We start from the raw sequence: 15,914 nt of genomic DNA, 5'->3' as shown, positions 1-15,914 counted from the left end.
ACAGACTCGTCCGCGAGGCTGAGCACACGCCGTACGGGCCGGCGCCGCAGCACCGCACCACCCGATCCACCCGCACCTCCCCCGCCCTGACCCCAGACCCTGCGAAGGATCGCTCGTGATCGACACCGTCGCCCCCGACGCGGCCAAGGCCCGCCGGCGCCCCGGCGACCGGGTGTTCTCCGGCCTGGCCCTGCTGGCCGGCCTGTCCATCCTCGTCGCCCTCGCCGGCGTCTTCGTGTTCCTCCTCATCGAGGGCATCCCCGGCCTCACCCAGCCCGCCGAGCTCTACGGACCGCGGGCCACCAACTTCCTCTCCTACGTCGGCCCGCTGCTGTTCGGGACGATCCTGGCGGCGCTGATCGCCGTGGTGATCGCCGCGCCGCTGGCCTTCGGGATCGCGCTGGTGATCAGCCACTACGCGCCCCGCTCGATCGCGACCCCCGCGGCGTACGTCATCGACCTGCTGGCCGCCGTGCCGAGCGTCGTGTTCGGCCTGTGGGGCATCAACGTGCTGGCCCGCAAGCTGGTGCCGGCGTACGACTGGATGTACGCGCACCTGTCGTTCATCCCGTTCTTCTCCGGGCCGCCCTCGACGACCGGTCGCACGATCCTCACCGCCGGCATTGTCCTGGCGATCATGATCCTGCCGATCATCACCGCGATCTCCCGCGAGATCTTCCGCCAGACCCCCCGCCTGCACCAGGAGGCCGCGCTGGCCCTGGGGGCCACCCGCTGGGAGATGGTGCGCCTGACGGTCTTCCCCTACGCCCGCTCCGGCATGGTGTCGGCGGTCATGCTCGGCCTGGGCCGCGCCCTGGGCGAGACGATGGCCGTCGCGATGGTCCTCTCGGCCGGCGGCGGCGTGTCCCTGAACCTGATCTCCTCGACCAACCCCGCGAGCATCGCCTCCAACATCGCCTCGAACTACAAGGAGGGCACGCCCGGCAAGGTGACGATCCTGATCGCCACCGGCCTGGTGCTCTTCCTGGTCACGTTCCTGGTGAACTTCGCCGCGCGCTGGCTGGTCGGTCGTTCCGAGCGGAAGATGGCACGATGAATCACCCCACCCGGTTCTCACTCTCCCCCGCTGCGCTCCTCCGCGCGACAACCGTGCGGGGACCCCGATGACCACGACCGAGACCCGTCCCGCCGAGCGCCCGCTCGTCGCGCCGTCGCTGGTCCACCCGCGGCTGCCCCGCTGGGCACCCGCCCTGGTCGGTGCCGGCGCCGTCGCCCTCGGCCTGATCCTCGGCCTCGCGCTCGGCTGGGGCCTGTTCGGCACCGTGGTCGTCGCCGCGCTGGCGTACGTCGTCCTGCTGCCGGTCTGGTCGCTGGTGGTGGAGAACCGCCGCTCGGCCGTCGACCGGCTGATGACCTCGCTGGTCTGGCTGGCCTTCCTGATCGCGCTGGTGCCGCTGGTGTCGCTGATCTGGACTGTCGTGGCCAAGGGCGCGCCCCAGATCAACACCACGTTCCTGACGTTCTCGCAGTTCCGCACCAGCCTCGACCAGCCGGTCGGGATCTACCACGCCCTGATCGGCACGCTGCTGATCACGGTGTTCGCGGCCCTGATCGCGGTGCCGATCGGCGTGCTCGCCGCGATCTACCTGGTGGAGTACGGCAAGGGCAACAAGCTCGCCCGCGGCATCACCTTCCTGGTCGACGTCATGACCGGCATCCCCTCGATCGTGGCCGGCCTGTTCGCCTTCTCGCTGTGGATCCTGATCTTCGGGCCCGCCTCGCGCGCCGGCTTCGGCGGCTCGATCGCGCTGGCGCTGCTGATGATCCCGATCGTGGTGCGCTCCACCGAGGAGATGCTGCGCCTGGTGCCCGACGACCTCCGCGAGGCGGCGTACGCCCTGGGGGTGCCGAAGTGGCGCACGATCGTCAAGGTCGTGCTCCCCACGGCCCTGGGCGGCATCGTCACCGGCGTGACCCTGGCCATCGCCCGCGTCGTGGGCGAGACCGCCCCGCTGCTGCTGATCGCAGGCGTCACCACCACGACGAACTTCGACGTCTTCACGCAGCGGATGATGACGCTGCCGGTCCTGATCTACACCCAGAACGCCAACCCCGGCATCCCGCCGCCCAACGGTGGCGACGCCCCCGGGGTCGCGATGGCGTGGGGTGGTGCGTTCGTGCTGATCGTGATCGTGATGGTGCTGAACCTGGTGGCTCGGGTCATCGGCAAGATCTTCGCCCCTAAGACCGGGCACTGAGCCCCTCCAGACTGGAAGTAGGACCATGGCCAAGAGCATCGACGTCTCTGACCTCAACATCTACTACGGCGACTTCCTCGCCGTCGAAGACGTGACCGTGACCATCCCGGCGCGCTCGGTGACCGCCCTGATCGGCCCCTCCGGCTGCGGCAAGTCGACCTTCCTGCGCTCGCTGAACCGGATGCACGAGGTCATCCCCGGCGCGCGCGTCGAGGGCAAGATCGTGATCGACGGGCAGTCGCTCTACGACACCGCCGTCGACCCGGTCGAGGTGCGGCGCATGGTCGGCATGGTCTTCCAGCGGCCCAACCCGTTCCCCACGATGTCGATCTACGAGAACGTCCTCGCCGGCCTGCGGCTGAACAACAAGAAGCTGAAGAAGTCCGCCGCCGACGACGTCGTCGAGCGCTCCCTGAAGGGCGCCAACCTCTGGAACGAGGTCAAGGACCGACTCAGCAAGCCCGGCATGGGCCTCTCCGGCGGTCAGCAGCAGCGCCTGTGCATCGCCCGCGCGATCTCCGTCGAGCCCCAGGTGCTGCTGATGGACGAGCCCTGCTCCGCGCTCGACCCGATCTCGACCTCGGCGATCGAGGACCTGATCCACGAGCTGAAGACCGACTACACGATCGTCATCGTCACCCACAACATGCAGCAGGCCGCCCGCGTCTCGGAGGACACCGCGTTCTTCAACATCGCCGGCGCCGGCAAGCCCGGCAAGCTGATCGAGATGAACCCCACCAAGAAGATCTTCTCCGTCCCCGACGAGCCCGCCACCGAGGCCTACATCTCCGGGCGCTTCGGCTAGGTCGGCGTACGGCGGCTGGGCTGGGCGGGTCCGCGCCGGGTCGCCTGGGTCGGTCGGGTGCGACGAGCCCCGCCCCCGCTGCAAATGTTGCTGATGGGCTGGGCGTGGCCCCACACGAGGGACTCCGGCCACATTCCCAACGGACGACGATGCCAATGTTGCCAGTGGCACGCTGAGAGGGGTTCCCTCGAGTCACGGCCGCAACATTTGCAGAGCGGTCGGGAGTCTCCCAGCAGGCGGCCGGGCGCTGATCAGACCGGGGCCGCGCCGGTCCCTCTGGATGGGTGCCGGGCCAGTACGCGCACCCACCCCCTCCCACCCCGCGCCGGACCAGGCGGGCGGCCCGTCCACAGGGTGCTCGCCCACGGCCGTCGTCCACAGGCGCGCGGTCGCCACGAGCGGGCGTCGTACGGCGCCGTCGAGGCTGCACCAGTGGATCTCACGAGCCGGATGACCCTCCTCGGGGGCGCGTGCGACCAGGCCGCGCTCCGACGTCACGTCGATGCCGACGACATCACCCGGGCCTTGGAGCAGGGAGTACTGGAGGAGGTACGGCGGTCGCGGTACGTGCTCGCCACCTCACCCGCGACCGTCCGCCAGGCAGCGGCTGTCGGCGGCGTGCTGTCGCACCGCAGTGCCGCCCAGCACTGGGGGTGGGCCCAGCGCGCAGTGCCCGTCCGGCCCGAGGTGACCGTGCCTCGCCACGTGCACGTGGGGGCCAGGGCCCGACAGCACGTCCTGCCGCACTGGGTGGCCCTCGACGACGGCGACGTCGTCGGGCTCGTGACGACGCCGCGCCGGACCCTCGTGGACTGCATGCGCAACCTCCCGCTGACCGACTCCCTCCCCATCCTCGACAGCGCACTGCGGGCCCAGGACACGACGTCCGCGGAGATCGTGGCCTGGGCCGACGGGTTGCTCGGACGGGGCCGGGAGCGCGCACGCCGCGTGGCTCGGCTGGCCAGCGAGCTCGCGGCCAACCCGATGGAGTCCACGATGCGGGCGGTGGCCATGCAGGTGCCGGGCCTGTCGGCGCTGCCGCAGCACCCGGTGCCGGTACCGGGCACCAGCATCGTCCTGCACCCTGACGTCGCCGACCCCGACCGCCGGCTGGCCATCGAGTGCGAGGGCTTCGAGTGGCACGGCGAGTCCGCTGCCCTCACGCGTGACTGCCGCCGCTACAACATGCTCGCGCTGCTCGGGTGGACGGTCGTGCGGTTCAGCTGGGTGCTGGTGATGCAGAACCCGACGTACGTCCAGAGGACCCTGGTCGACGCCGTTCGTCTCGACCAGGCTCAGCGACCGGCTACCTGAGATTCGCTCCTGACAGGGCCGCCTCGAGCTAGGTCGCGGTCATCGGTGCGGCCCGCCCGGCCTGAGAGCGCTCTGCAAATGTTGCTGCCGGGACTGACCACAGGCTCGCTGGCCGGACTCGTCGCAACATTGGCATCGACATCCGTTGGGAATGTCGCGGGTGGGCCGCCGAGGGCACCTCGAGGGGAACCCCAGCAACATTTGCAGAGCCCTGCCTCAGGGACTACCCGTCCGGGCGCCGACAAGCCCCCGGGGACCCACCACCTACGGCAGCTGGAGGGCCAGCTTGAGCACCAGGTAGACCACGGCGGCCATGGCGCCGGCGGCGGGGAAGGTGAGGATCCAGGCGGTGAGGATCGAGCGGGCGACGCCCCAGCGGACGGCGGAGAGGCGCTTGGTGGCGCCGACGCCCATGATCGCGCTGGTGATGGTGTGGGTGGTCGAGATCGGCGCCTGGAAGACGTACGCCGTGGTGTACAGCACGCCGGCCGCCACCGACTCGGCCGCGAAGCCCTGGGGCGGGTCGAGGTGGATGATCCGACGACCCAGCGTGCGCATGATCCGCCAGCCGCCGGAGTAGGTGCCCAGCGAGATCGCGCCGGCGGCGGCGACGATGACCCAGATCGGCAGGTCGTCGTCGGCGCCGACGTACCCGCCGGAGAGCAGCGCCAGGAAGATCACGCCCATCGTCTTCTGGGCGTCCTGGAGGCCGTGGCCGAGGGCCATCGCGGCCGCCGAGAGGGACTGCGCGAGCCGGAACCCGCGGCCCACCTTGCTCGGGGAGCGGCGGCGGAAGATCCACATGATGGCCAGCATCAGCGCGAAGCCGAGCACGATCGCGACCAGCGGCGAGAGGACCATCGGGATGACGACCTTGTCGACCACCGTCGACCAGTTCACGGTCACGCCGGCGGTCAGCGCCGCGCCGGCCAGGCCGCCGATCAGGGCGTGGGAGGACGACGAGGGCAGCCCGAAGTACCACGTGATCAGGTTCCACGCGATCGCCCCGATCAGCCCGGCCATCACGATCACCAGGGCGTGGCTGCCCTTGCCGGGGTCGATGGTGTCGCTGACCGTGTGCGCGACCTCCTGGCCCAGGAAGGCGCCGACGAAGTTCATCACCGCGGCGAGCGTCAGGGCCAGCCGCGGCGTCAGCGCCCGCGTCGAGACCGAGGTCGCGATCGCGTTGGCGGCGTCGTGGAACCCGTTGGTGTAGTCGAAGGCGAGGGCGACCACCACGACCGCGATGATGATCGCGAGGTCCACCGGTCAGGACTCCTTGGCGTGGATCTGCTCCACGATGTTGGCCACCTTCTCGAAGGCGTCCACCGCGTGCTCGAGGGAGTCCACGATGTCCTTGAGCTTGAGCACGTCGAGGGCCTCGTACTGCCCGCTGAAGAGCGTGGCCAGGATCCGGCGGTAGCTCTTGTCGCCGGCGTTCTCGAGGCGGTTGATCTCGATCCAGTACTCCTGCAGGCCCTTCATGGTCTGCAGCTTGGGCATGGACTCGGCGGTCAGCTCGGCGCAGCGCTGGAGGACCTCGATCTGCTCGGCCACCCCGGCCGGGAGGGCGCCGACCTCGTAGAGGACGGTCAGGTCGACCGCCTCCTCCATGTAGTCCATGACGTCGTCGAGGCCCGAGGCGAGCGCGTAGATGTCCTCGCGGTCGAACGGCGTCACGAAGGTGGAGTTGACCCGCTGCGCGATCGCGTGGGTGATCTCGTCGGCCTGGTGCTCGGCGTCCTGCATCCGGGAGGCCACCGCGGGACGGTCGGCGGACTCGGCGAGCAGCTCCGCGAGGATCGCCGCTCCTTCGCCGAGCTTGTTCGCCGAGTCGGTCAATAGTTGGTAGAAGACGTTGTCCACCGGCTTGAAGCGGAAGGCCACGGGTTGACTCCAGGTGAGCAGGACCAGAACGGGGAACATGCTAGGCGCAGGTGGGCCCGGGGGCGCCAACGACCTGCTTGAGATACCCCTAGGGGGTATGTAGGCTGACGGGGTGACCGACACCCCCGCCCCCGGCTACCACGACCAGAAGTCGGCGTACCTCACCCGGCTGCGGCGCATCGAGGGCCAGGTCCGCGGCCTGCAGCGGATGGTCGAGGAGGACGTCTACTGCCTCGACATCCTCACCCAGGTCTCGGCGGTCAAGAGCGCGCTGCAGAGCGTCTCGGTCGGCCTGGTCCAGGACCACCTCGGCCACTGCGTCACCGACGCGGTCGCCGGCGCGGCCGCCGGCGACGCCGAGGGACGGGCCCACGCCGAGGCCAAGGTCGCCGAGGCCAGCGCCGCCATCACCCGCCTGCTGAAGAGCTAGACCCCACCTTCGAGAAGGAGCACCCCATGAGCACGACGTACGCCGTCACCGGCATGACCTGCGGACACTGCGCCGCCGCCGTCACCAGCGAGATCGAGACCATCGAGGGCGTCACCGGGGTGCGCGTCGACGTCGACTCCGGTCGCGTCGAGGTCGACGGCGAGGGCTTCACCGACGCGCAGGTGCGCGAGGCCGTCGACGAGGCGGGGTACGCCGTCGCCTGACGGCCCCCTCCCCCGCCACCCCACCCGCAGAGAAGGGCGCCACCATGACGCAGGCACCACCCGAGCACCGCGCGTCGATCGACCTGCTGGTCGGCGGGATGACCTGCGCCTCCTGCGTGGGCCGCGTGGAGAAGAAGCTCAACCGGCTCGACGGCGTCTCGGCGACGGTCAACCTGGCGACCGCCTCGGCGCACGTCGAGTTCGACCCGGCCCTGGCCGACGAGGACCTGCTGGTGGCCACGGTCGAGCGCACCGGCTACAGCGCGTCCCTGCCCAGCCCCGAGGACGACCCGGCGGCCGACCAGGCCGACCACGCCCGCGCCCTGCTGCACCGGCTGCTGGTGGCCGCGCCCCTCACCGCGGTCGTCCTGGTGCTGGCGATGGCGCCGGGCGTCCCCCGGCTGCCGTGGCTCCAGCTGGTGCTGACCACCCCCGTCGTCCTGTACGCCGGGTGGCCGTTCCACCGCGCCGCCGCCGTCAACGCCCGCCACGGCGCCTCGACGATGGACACGCTGGTGTCGCTCGGCACGCTGGTGGCCTTCGCCTGGTCGGTCGTGCAGCTGCTCGCGGGCGGGATGCACCTCTACCTGGAGACCGCGGCCACCGTCACCACGTTCCTGCTGCTGGGCCGCTGGCTCGAGGCGCGGGCCAAGTCCCGCGCCGGGTCGGCCCTGCAGGCGCTGCTCGAGCTCGGTGCCACCCGCGCGCTCGTGCTCGACGAGGACGGCAGCACGCACGAGGAGGACGTCGCGGTGCTGCGCCCCGGCACCCGCGTGCTGGTGCGCCCCGGCGCGCAGGTCCCCGCCGACGGACGGGTGCTCGAGGGCACCAGCGCGGTGGACGAGTCGATGGTCACCGGCGAGAGCCTCCCGGCCGAGCGCACCGTGGGCGACGAGGTCGTCGGCGGCACCCTGAACACCGAGGGTCGGCTCGTCGTGGAGGTCACCCGGATCGGCCGCGACACCCTGCTGGCCCGCATCCGCCAGTCGGTGGTCGACGCGCAGAGCGGCAAGGCCCCGATCCAGCGGCTCGCCGACCGGGTCTCGGCGGTGTTCGTCCCGGTCGTGCTCGTCCTGGCCGTGCTCACCCTCGCCGCCTGGCTGGTCACCGGCCACGACGTCGCGACCGCGATGACCGCCGCGGTCGCGGTCCTGGTGATCGCCTGCCCGTGCGCGCTGGGCCTGGCCACCCCGACGGCGATGCTCGTCGGGACCGGTCGCGCCGCCCAGCTCGGGGTGGTGATCCGGACGCCGGAGGTGCTCGAGTCGTCCCGGGCGCTGACCACGGTGGTGCTCGACAAGACCGGCACGCTGACCACCGGTCGGATGCAGGTCCACGAGGTCACCGGCGACCCCGAGGCGGTCCGGCTGGCCGCCGCGCTCGAGGCCTCCAGCGAGCACCCGGTGGCGCGCGCCATCACGGCGTACGCCGGCGGGGCGGGTCTTGCGCCCTCGCCCGTCCGCGACTTCGCCAACCACCCCGGCGCAGGCGTGAGCGGCACGATCGACGGTCGCCAGGTCGCCGTGGGCCGCGCGGACGACGGCGACCTGCCCGTCGAGCTGGCCGGAGCCGTCGCCACGGCCCGGTCGCAGGGCCGCACCACCGTGGTCGTCTCCCTCGACGGCCGCCCCTGCGCCGTGCTGGCGGTCGGCGACACGGTCAAGCCCGGCAGCGCGCGGGCGGTCGCCGGGCTCCGCGACCTCGGGCTCGACGTCGTGCTGCTGACCGGCGACCACGAGAGCGCCGCGCGCCACGTGGCCGAGCAGGTCGGGATCACCACCGTGGTGTCCGGCGTGCTGCCCGAGGACAAGGCCGGCGAGGTCGCGCGGCTCCAGGAGGCGGGCGAGGTGGTCGCCATGGTCGGCGACGGCGTCAACGACGCGGCCGCCCTGGTGCGGGCCGACCTCGGCGTGGCGATGGGCACCGGCACCGACGCCGCCATCGAGGCCGGTGACCTGACCCTGGTCAGCGGGGACCCCGAGCTCGTGGTCACGGCGGTGCGGCTGTCACGGCGTACGTTCACCGTGATCCGGCAGAACCTGTTCTGGGCCTTCGCCTACAACGTGGTGGGCCTGCCGGTGGCGGCGCTGGGCCTGCTCGACCCGATGCTCGCGGGGGCGGCGATGGCGGCCTCGAGCGTGTGCGTGGTCGGCAACTCGCTGCGGCTGCGGAGCTTCGGCTCCCGGCCCTGAGGACCTCGGTGGGTCGCGTCAGGTGCGCGAGCGGGGTGCGGGGATGACCCCCAGCACCCGGTCGATCTCGGTCGCAGAGAGCTTGTCGTCGGACTGATTGGCCGCGACGATGAGGTTGGCGGTGAGCTCGACCTCGTCGAGCAGCTCGTCGTCCTCGAGGCGTACGTCGAACGGATCCACTACGGACTGATCCCCTTCCCGGACGGCCCTCTGCTGGGCCGCTTCCAGTGTCTACCCTGTCTCACAGAGTGGGAAACCACCTACCGGACGGTAGTGGTCCCGATGACACGAAAGGCCCCGACCGTCACCGGTCGGGGCCTTCCGAAGATCAGATCAGATCGCGCGAACGTTCTCCGCCTGGGGACCCTTGGGGCCCTGGGTGACGTCGAACTCGACCTTCTGGTTCTCGTCGAGGGACTTGTAGCCCTGCGACTGGATCGCGGAGTAGTGGACGAACACGTCGTCGCCACCGTTCTCCTGAGCGATGAAGCCGAAACCCTTCTCGGCGTTGAACCACTTCACGGTGCCCTGAGCCATGCTGATGTTCTCCTTGTTACTGAGGCGAGACCGCCACTTCAGCGGCCACGACAGGATGCGGTGACACGCCGTCCCGCCTCGCAAGCCTTGGAGCCAAGAGAAGAAACGCCGTTGGATCACAAACTCCAACAAGCGTTGTGTACCGCTGGAACTCGCACCCTGTGCTCCAACCCTACCAACACGGGGCCGGAACGCCACCCCGGGGCGCGAGGTTCTCGGATCACCGGCCGCCGGACGCCGCCGCCGGGACGCTTCCCGAGCGTGTCCTCCCGACCTGAGGCTCGTTGGGCTCCCCATGGCTGTGGTGCGCCTCACGACCCGAGGCCCCCGGCTCCGACCGCACGACCTGTCCTCGGGAGGCCCCATGTCCCAGCCCGACGCACCCCGACGTACGCCGACCCAGCCGCGCGAGCTCGCCGCGGCCCACCGACGCGGCGACGCCCGCGAGACCGGCCGCGACCGCTTCGACCCGGTGAGCGTCGCGCTCGCCGCCTGGACCGGCCAGGACGCGGTCGCACCCACCCCGCCACGTCCTGCGCGCAGCGGCCACCCGGCGCCGCAGCAGCGTCAACCCTGGCTCCCGGCGGGTGCGGGTGGCAGAGTCGACCCACGCGACGTGGCACGCGCTGCGATGGCTGCCCAGGCCGCCGCAGCCCCCACCGGGACCGAGGAGCACCCCATCAGTGACCAGGACGCCCGCCCGGGCCTGATCTCACGCCTCACCGGACGGGTGCGCGACGCACGCTCCGCGGACGACACCCCACCGGCCACCGACGCGCCCGCCGCGAGCACGGCGACGGACGGTGACTCGCCGGCCGAGTCGGAGTCGGCGGTCGCGACGGCCGAGACCACCGACGGTGCCGACGCCACCGACCCGGCGGACGACGTCGACCAGGAGGGCTCCTGGATCCACCACGACGGCTCGGACGGCCCCGAGGGCTGGCGCTACCACTACGCCGACGGGACCGTCGTCGACGCCGACGGCAACGTCGTCGAGTCGAGTGACCACGGCACGCGAGACCCCGCCCCCGCTCCGGACGCCTCCGGCACCTCCCACGAGGACCAGGACGAGGTCTCGCCGGAGGGGACGGACGAGCAGGACCATGAGGACCGGGACCAGGACCCAGCGACCTCCCCGCGCGACCACGCGAACCACGAGGACGACTCGCACCACGACTCGTCCGCCACCGTCGGCACCGCCGGCACCGTCGGCACCGCGCTGGCCGCCGGGGTCGCCACCGCCCACCAGTCGTCGAGCGACGGCGAGGGCGTGTCAGCGCGCGACGAGGGCGTGGACCACGGGGACGACGGGGACGACGGGGACCAGGGCGACGACACGGACCACGAAGGCGTAGCCGAGCACGAGGGTCACCTGGCCCACGACGCCCACGACGCCCACGACGACGCTGCGCGGACGGACGAGCGGGACCGGGCCTCCGAGTCCGAGCACCCCGACGAGGACGACGAGATCGTCAGCGCGGCCGAGACCGACGAGGCCACGGACGAGCAGCCCGACCACGACGACGCCGACGCGGACGACGACGCCGCCGCCGGACCCCAGGACGACGCGACGACCGACGGCGCAGGCACCGGCGGCAAGAAGCACGGGAAGCACGCGCGGTCGTCGTCCGAGCCGGCCGCGACCGCCTCCGTCCCGGCCTTCGTGGAGTACTCCCCGAGCGAGGCGCCCCGCTACGCCCTCGGCGCCGTCGCCGCCCTGGCCGCGGTGGGCGCGGTCCTGATCGGGTTCTCCGCCGTGGCCGACAGCTCCGGGTCGGACCTGGTGCTCGTGGTGGTGCTGGCCCTGGTGGCCGCCGCGGCCCTGTGGGCGCTGGAGCGCTGGTCGCCGACCGTCGTGACCGTCGACGATGGCACCCTCGAGGTCACCCGGGGCTCCACCGTGGACCGGATCGACCTGCGCGACCCGGCGCTCGACGTGGACCTCGGCACCGACACCAGGTCGCCGTCGTGGTCCGCGACGTTCGCCGAGCCCGAGGGGTCGCACGTGACGCTGCGCCGCACGCAGGTCCGGGCGGGGCAGTTCGCCGAGATCGTCCGGCACCACCGCGCGAACCTGCGCACGCCGGAGCCGGAGCCGGAGCCGGAGCCGGAGCCGGACGAGGACTGAGGACACCTCGGGTGCCGCCACGCCGGCAGCCGAGCCGTGCCGACCACAACGACATGCAGTTCGCCCTCGGCCCGAGGCCTCCACGCGTGGCACACCGGCGGGTCGGGGCGAACTGCATGTCCTCGTGGTGAGGGACCCGCGCGAGCAGGCACGCGCGGCTGTCCGCACGGGGTCGGGCCCGGCGCCTCGGTAGGCTCCACCCGGTGCGGGTCACCCGGGCGGTGTTCACCGGTGCCCACGGGGACTCCCCGCACGAGGGGCCTCTAGCTCAACTGGCAGAGCAGCGGACTTTTAATCCGCGGGTTGTGGGTTCGATCCCCACGGGGCCCACCCGCCCGACCAGGGGTGCGCCCGGCGTACGCCCGCCCGAGCACACCCCCTTCATTTTGACCACCGGTGCCATTAGTGTGGTGCGGACCACACCGAGGCGAGGAGAGGTCCCCATGAGCAAGCCCGAGTGGCTGTCCAAGGTCGAGAACCCCTGGAAGCAGAACCCGTGGTTCGAGTCGGTGGCGGTGGCGCAGGAGCGGGCCCGCAAGCGCCTGCCCAAGCCCGTGTACGGCGCCCTCGTGGCCGGCTCCGAGCGCGGCCAGACCATCGAGGACAACCAGCAGGCCTTCCGCGAGCTCGGGTTCGCCCCGCACGTCGCCGGCCACCAGGCGCAGCGGTCGATGGAGACCACGGTGATGGGCCAGCCGCTCTCGATGCCGGTGATGATCAGCCCCACCGGCGTGCAGGCGGTGCACCCCGACGGCGAGGTGGCCGTCGCCCGGGCGGCCGCGGCGCGCGGGGTCGTGATGGGCCTGTCCAACTTCGCCTCCAAGTCGGTCGAGGAGGTCGTGGCGGCCAACCCGCAGACCTTCTTCCAGATGTACTGGACCGGCGACCGCGACGTCATGGTCCAGCGCATGCAGCGCGCCCACGACGCCGGCGCGGTCGGCCTGATCGCCACGCTCGACTGGTCGTTCTCGATGGGGCGCGACTGGGGCAGCCCGGAGATCCCCGAGAAGGTCGACCTCAAGACGATGGTGCGGATGGCGCCGCAGGTCGCGCTGCGGCCGCGGTGGATGTGGGAGTTCGGCCGGACCGGCACGATCCCCGACCTGACCGCACCCAACCTGGCTCCTCCCGGGGGCGGCCCCGCGCCGACCTTCTTCGGCGCCTACTACGAGTGGATGACCACCCCGCCCCCCACCTGGGACGACGTGGCCTGGATGCGGGAGCAGTGGCACCAGATCAGCGGGCGGCCGTTCATGCTCAAGGGCGTCTGCCGCGTCGACGACGCCCTGCGTGCGGTCGACGCCGGAGTCGCGGCGATCTCGGTCTCCAACCACGGCGGCAACAACCTCGACGGCACCCCGGCGACGATCCGCTGCGTGCGCTCGATCGCGGACGCCGTGGGTGAGCAGGTCGACGTCGTCATGGACGGCGGCGTACGCCGTGGCTCCGACGTCGTCAAGGCCCTCGCCATGGGCGCGAAGGCCGTGATGATCGGCCGCGCCTACCTGTGGGGGCTCGCCGCCAACGGCCAGGCCGGGGTCGAGAACGTCCTCGACGTCCTGCGCGGCGGCGTGGACTCCGCGCTGCTGGGGATGGGGCTGTCCTCGATCGACCAGCTCGAGCCCGACCTGCTGGTGGTCCCCGAGGGCTTCCACCGCGCCCTGGGCGTGCCCGCCACGGGCGCGACGCCGGGCCTGCGGGTGGCCTCGCAGGGCTAGGACCTCACACCTCGAGGTGCTCCCGCAGGGCCGTCATGGCCTGGTCCAGGAGCGCCTCGAGGTCCGAGCCCGGCCGCCGCAGCCAGTGGTCGTACGCCGACATGGTCAGCGCCAGCGAGACCTGTCCGACCACCTGGGGCAGCAGGTCGTCCGGACCGAGCCCGAGGCGGTCGGCGACGTGGGCCGAGATCACCGCGCGCCAGTCGGCGTACCGGTGCACCGAGTGGGCCTGGAGCTCCGGGGTGCCGAGGATTAGCTCCATCCGCTCGCGGTGCCCGGGGCGCGCGTCGGCGGGGAACCGGTTGAACGCCACCACGGCCCGGTGCACCGCGACGTGGAGCGGCACCTCGGGCGGGGTCGCGGCGAGGACGTCGGCGAACCCGCGCAGGGTCAGGTCGAACCGGCCCCAGGCGATGTCGTTCTTGGAGGGGTAGTAGCGCGTCAGCGTCCGGCGGCCCACGCCCACCTCGTCGGCGATCATGCTCAGCGTGGTGCCCTCGAAGCCGTGCCGCGCGAAGAGCCGGAAGGCGCCCTGCTCGATGGCGTCGTGGGTGGTGACGCCCGGCCGTCCGAGCGCGGAGGGGCGCGCGGGCGGGACGGTCTCGGCGGCCATGCGGCCGACGCTACCGACCGGTGAGGGCGTGGGCCGAGAGGCGCTCGTAGACGGGCAGCGCCTGCTCGTAGGCCTCCTGCAGCCGCGGCTGGTCCTCGCCGGGCGGGGGCGGGGCGGGCCGGAGCTCCTCGAACCCGGTCGACCGCGCGGTCGAGGCGTGCCAGTCGCCCCACAGCGTCCACTCCTCGCGCAGGCCGGGCTCCCAGGTCAGCGCGTCGGGCAGGAACGGCAGGTCCACCTGGTCGCACCACGCCTCGACTACCCCGGCCGGGTCCTGGCACAGCGTCTCGGCGTCCAGGACGACCAGGGGCTGGCCCAGCGACTCCACCACGTCGGCCGCGCGGTCCAGGCAGGACCAGCCGCCCTCCTCGTCGGTGAAGTCCGGCCACCGCCGCCCCAGCGACGGCAGCGCCGCCGCCGGGTCCCGCACCAGGAAGCAGTTGCGGAAGCGGGCGAGCAGGTCCGGACCGAGCAGGTCTGCTGCGTGGTAGGCCATGTCCTTGACGAACACGGGGCTCTCCTCGGCCGCCGCCTCGATCCCCGCCAGGACCTCCTCGACGCGGCTCTCGGGCAACGTCTCGTCGTACCGCTCGGAGCGTCGGTCGGGTCCGTAGTAGTAGGACACCGAGAAGGGCTCGTCGAGGACGGTGTGGTCGCCGCGGGCGCTCATCATCCGCTCGAAGGAGGTCGAGACCGACCGGGGGACGGTCCACAGGACGGTGATCGGATGGGGCATCGCGGCTCCTCGCCGAGAGGGACAGGGCTCACAGGGTGCCCCGCTCCCGCGCCGGGCATGCGTGGCGGGACCGCGACACGGGACACACACGGGGGCCGAACCCGTGACGGGCGGGTGGTGCGTGGCCTACCTTGCAGGCAGCCCGGCTCCGCAGGCTCACGCCGGACGGCTCGCTCACGACGACGACCGCCACCCCCACGAGGTGGCGGCGAGGGGGATCTCGTGGACCGACTCATGCACGTCGTGCGCACGGTGGTGAACACGCCCCGGCTGCTGCTGCTCGCCGTCGTCGGCGACTTCCTGGTCTGCTCGGGGCTCTACTGGGCCATCGAGGGCACCGGCCCGGTGGCCTCGATGTGGTGGGCGGTCGTCACCGGCACCACGACCGGGTACGGCGACTACTCCCCCGTCACGACCGCGGGCCGCGGGGTCGCCGTGGTCTTCATGCTGAGCATGCTGATGCTGATGCTGGTGCTCTGCGTCGGCGCCCACTTCACGCGCACGGTCCTGCACGACCCCGACGCGTTCACCGATGCGGAGCAGCGGGAGATGCTGGCCCTGCTCCGCGAGAACAACCTCCTGCTGCGCACGCGCGCCGAGCACGACCTCGGCGCCGAGCGCCTCCACGACCTGCTCGCCCACCACCGAGGGGACACCCACCACCGATGAGCACCCGCACCCGCCGAGCGAGCCGGGCCGTCCCCCTGGGGCTGACCGTCCTGGCCGCCTCCACCCTGACCGGCTGCGGCGGCGACCCGGACGTGGCCGCCGTCTGCGTCGACCCCCAGACCAACGAGCGGGTCAGCGACGGCCAGTGCGACCCCGGCGACGAGCCCAACGACTACAACGGGGTCGGCAGCGGCTTCTTCTGGTACTACCTGGGCACCCGCTCGTCCGGCTCGATCCCGGCGATGGGGTCCCGGGTCTCCGGCGGCACGTTCAACGGGTCGGCGTACCGCACCTCGGGGCGCAGCATCCAGCGCGGCGGCCTGCCCGACTCCGGCGGCAGCTTCAAGTCCTTCTCCAAGTCCGGGGGCTTCGGCTCCTCCAAGGGCGTCTCGTCCTCCTGACGCGCCCTGCTGACCTGCCCTGCTGACCCGTCCCGCACCAC

17 protein-coding genes and 1 tRNA gene are annotated in these 15,914 nt (G+C 72.1%); 12 read left to right on the top strand and 6 right to left on the bottom strand.

The window, feature by feature from the left end; translation table 11 throughout:
* The first annotated feature begins 115 nt into the window (after positions 1 to 115).
* From pstC to ACYVDA_RS11070, 4 genes are all read left to right on the top strand, one after another.
* Positions 116 to 1,057, top strand: coding sequence for a phosphate ABC transporter permease subunit PstC (pstC, locus tag ACYVDA_RS11085; protein WP_460818361.1), 942 nt, complete (start codon positions 116 to 118; stop codon positions 1,055 to 1,057).
* A 67-nt stretch (positions 1,058 to 1,124) separates the two neighbouring features.
* Positions 1,125 to 2,219 (top strand): phosphate ABC transporter permease PstA, encoded by a 1,095-nt coding sequence (gene pstA / locus ACYVDA_RS11080; RefSeq protein ID WP_460818359.1) that lies wholly within the window; start codon positions 1,125 to 1,127, stop codon positions 2,217 to 2,219.
* 25 nt (positions 2,220 to 2,244) lie between these two features.
* Positions 2,245 to 3,024, top strand: a complete 780-nt coding sequence (gene pstB / locus ACYVDA_RS11075; RefSeq protein WP_460818356.1) for a phosphate ABC transporter ATP-binding protein PstB — start codon at positions 2,245 to 2,247, stop codon at positions 3,022 to 3,024.
* Between the two features lie 432 nt (positions 3,025 to 3,456).
* A complete protein-coding gene (locus ACYVDA_RS11070; protein WP_460818353.1) occupies positions 3,457 to 4,338 on the top strand; it encodes a hypothetical protein in 882 nt (293 codons plus the stop codon).
* Between the two features lie 264 nt (positions 4,339 to 4,602).
* Here the strand turns inward: ACYVDA_RS11070 and ACYVDA_RS11065 are convergent, their stop codons facing one another.
* Together ACYVDA_RS11065 and ACYVDA_RS11060 are read right to left on the bottom strand one after the other, a co-directional pair.
* The gene (locus ACYVDA_RS11065) at positions 4,603 to 5,604 is read right to left on the bottom strand and encodes an inorganic phosphate transporter (protein WP_460818351.1); all 1,002 of its coding nucleotides are present in this window, start codon (positions 5,602 to 5,604) and stop codon (positions 4,603 to 4,605) included.
* Between the two features lie 3 nt (positions 5,605 to 5,607).
* Complete coding sequence (locus tag ACYVDA_RS11060; protein WP_460818348.1) at positions 5,608 to 6,264, bottom strand: DUF47 domain-containing protein; 657 nt, start codon at positions 6,262 to 6,264, stop codon at positions 5,608 to 5,610.
* Positions 6,265 to 6,337: 73 nt separating this feature from the next.
* On the opposite strand from ACYVDA_RS11060, the gene ACYVDA_RS11055 reads away from it, so the two are divergent.
* The 3 genes from ACYVDA_RS11055 to ACYVDA_RS11045 are packed head-to-tail and all read left to right on the top strand — an operon-like array spanning position 6,338 to position 9,071.
* The gene (locus ACYVDA_RS11055; RefSeq protein WP_460818346.1) at positions 6,338 to 6,655 is read left to right on the top strand and encodes a metal-sensitive transcriptional regulator; all 318 of its coding nucleotides are present in this window, start codon (positions 6,338 to 6,340) and stop codon (positions 6,653 to 6,655) included.
* 26 nt (positions 6,656 to 6,681) lie between these two features.
* Positions 6,682 to 6,879, top strand: coding sequence for a heavy-metal-associated domain-containing protein (locus ACYVDA_RS11050; protein ID WP_460818344.1), 198 nt, complete (start codon positions 6,682 to 6,684; stop codon positions 6,877 to 6,879).
* Positions 6,880 to 6,923: 44 nt separating this feature from the next.
* Positions 6,924 to 9,071, top strand: coding sequence for a heavy metal translocating P-type ATPase (locus ACYVDA_RS11045; RefSeq protein ID WP_460818342.1), 2,148 nt, complete (start codon positions 6,924 to 6,926; stop codon positions 9,069 to 9,071).
* Between the two features lie 18 nt (positions 9,072 to 9,089).
* Here the strand turns inward: ACYVDA_RS11045 and ACYVDA_RS11040 are convergent, their stop codons facing one another.
* Positions 9,090 to 9,251 carry a hypothetical protein gene (locus ACYVDA_RS11040; RefSeq protein WP_460818339.1) on the bottom strand — a complete coding sequence of 54 codons (162 nt, stop codon included), beginning with the start codon at positions 9,249 to 9,251 and terminating at the stop codon, positions 9,090 to 9,092.
* A gap of 153 nt (positions 9,252 to 9,404) precedes the next feature.
* The gene (locus tag ACYVDA_RS11035; protein ID WP_123235114.1) at positions 9,405 to 9,608 is read right to left on the bottom strand and encodes a cold-shock protein; all 204 of its coding nucleotides are present in this window, start codon (positions 9,606 to 9,608) and stop codon (positions 9,405 to 9,407) included.
* Between the two features lie 364 nt (positions 9,609 to 9,972).
* On the opposite strand from ACYVDA_RS11035, the gene ACYVDA_RS11030 reads away from it, so the two are divergent.
* The 3 genes from ACYVDA_RS11030 (at position 9,973) to mftD (ending at position 13,454) form a co-directional block, all read left to right on the top strand.
* On the top strand, positions 9,973 to 11,736 hold the full coding sequence (locus ACYVDA_RS11030) for a hypothetical protein (protein ID WP_460818335.1): 1,764 nt from the start codon (positions 9,973 to 9,975) through the stop codon (positions 11,734 to 11,736).
* Between the two features lie 257 nt (positions 11,737 to 11,993).
* Positions 11,994 to 12,066, top strand: a tRNA-Lys gene (locus ACYVDA_RS11025).
* A 113-nt stretch (positions 12,067 to 12,179) separates the two neighbouring features.
* Positions 12,180 to 13,454, top strand: coding sequence for a pre-mycofactocin synthase MftD (gene mftD, locus ACYVDA_RS11020; RefSeq protein WP_460818333.1), 1,275 nt, complete (start codon positions 12,180 to 12,182; stop codon positions 13,452 to 13,454).
* Positions 13,455 to 13,458: 4 nt separating this feature from the next.
* Here mftD and mftR read toward each other — a convergent pair whose 3' ends face one another.
* Together mftR and ACYVDA_RS11010 are read right to left on the bottom strand one after the other, a co-directional pair.
* On the bottom strand, positions 13,459 to 14,067 hold the full coding sequence (gene mftR, locus ACYVDA_RS11015) for a mycofactocin system transcriptional regulator (protein WP_460818328.1): 609 nt from the start codon (positions 14,065 to 14,067) through the stop codon (positions 13,459 to 13,461).
* A 10-nt stretch (positions 14,068 to 14,077) separates the two neighbouring features.
* Positions 14,078 to 14,803, bottom strand: coding sequence for a sulfotransferase-like domain-containing protein (locus ACYVDA_RS11010; protein ID WP_460818324.1), 726 nt, complete (start codon positions 14,801 to 14,803; stop codon positions 14,078 to 14,080).
* 222 nt (positions 14,804 to 15,025) lie between these two features.
* Between ACYVDA_RS11010 and ACYVDA_RS11005 the strand changes: the two genes are divergently transcribed.
* Together ACYVDA_RS11005 and ACYVDA_RS11000 are read left to right on the top strand one after the other, a co-directional pair.
* Positions 15,026 to 15,472 carry a potassium channel family protein gene (locus ACYVDA_RS11005; RefSeq protein WP_460818322.1) on the top strand — a complete coding sequence of 149 codons (447 nt, stop codon included), beginning with the start codon at positions 15,026 to 15,028 and terminating at the stop codon, positions 15,470 to 15,472.
* Positions 15,469 to 15,873 carry a hypothetical protein gene (locus tag ACYVDA_RS11000; protein WP_460818319.1) on the top strand — a complete coding sequence of 135 codons (405 nt, stop codon included), beginning with the start codon at positions 15,469 to 15,471 and terminating at the stop codon, positions 15,871 to 15,873. Before ACYVDA_RS11005 ends, ACYVDA_RS11000 begins: the two co-directional genes overlap by 4 nt.
* Positions 15,874 to 15,914: the final 41 nt, after the last annotated feature.

Source organism: Nocardioides korecus (assembly GCF_054778395.1).
This window is presented reverse-complemented; position numbering and strand designations above follow the sequence as displayed.

Coding starts and splice junctions, on each gene's coding strand:
- pstA (WP_460818359.1), top strand. CDS start 1,125: ATGACCACGACCGAGACCCGTCCCGCCGAGCGCCCGCTCGTCGCGCCG.
- pstB (WP_460818356.1), top strand. CDS start 2,245: ATGGCCAAGAGCATCGACGTCTCTGACCTCAACATCTACTACGGCGAC.
- ACYVDA_RS11060 (WP_460818348.1), bottom strand. CDS start 6,264: ATGTTCCCCGTTCTGGTCCTGCTCACCTGGAGTCAACCCGTGGCCTTC.
- ACYVDA_RS11050 (WP_460818344.1), top strand. CDS start 6,682: ATGAGCACGACGTACGCCGTCACCGGCATGACCTGCGGACACTGCGCC.
- ACYVDA_RS11045 (WP_460818342.1), top strand. CDS start 6,924: ATGACGCAGGCACCACCCGAGCACCGCGCGTCGATCGACCTGCTGGTC.
- ACYVDA_RS11035 (WP_123235114.1), bottom strand. CDS start 9,608: ATGGCTCAGGGCACCGTGAAGTGGTTCAACGCCGAGAAGGGTTTCGGC.
- ACYVDA_RS11030 (WP_460818335.1), top strand. CDS start 9,973: ATGTCCCAGCCCGACGCACCCCGACGTACGCCGACCCAGCCGCGCGAG.
- mftD (WP_460818333.1), top strand. CDS start 12,180: ATGAGCAAGCCCGAGTGGCTGTCCAAGGTCGAGAACCCCTGGAAGCAG.
- mftR (WP_460818328.1), bottom strand. CDS start 14,067: ATGGCCGCCGAGACCGTCCCGCCCGCGCGCCCCTCCGCGCTCGGACGG.
- ACYVDA_RS11010 (WP_460818324.1), bottom strand. CDS start 14,803: ATGCCCCATCCGATCACCGTCCTGTGGACCGTCCCCCGGTCGGTCTCG.
- ACYVDA_RS11000 (WP_460818319.1), top strand. CDS start 15,469: ATGAGCACCCGCACCCGCCGAGCGAGCCGGGCCGTCCCCCTGGGGCTG.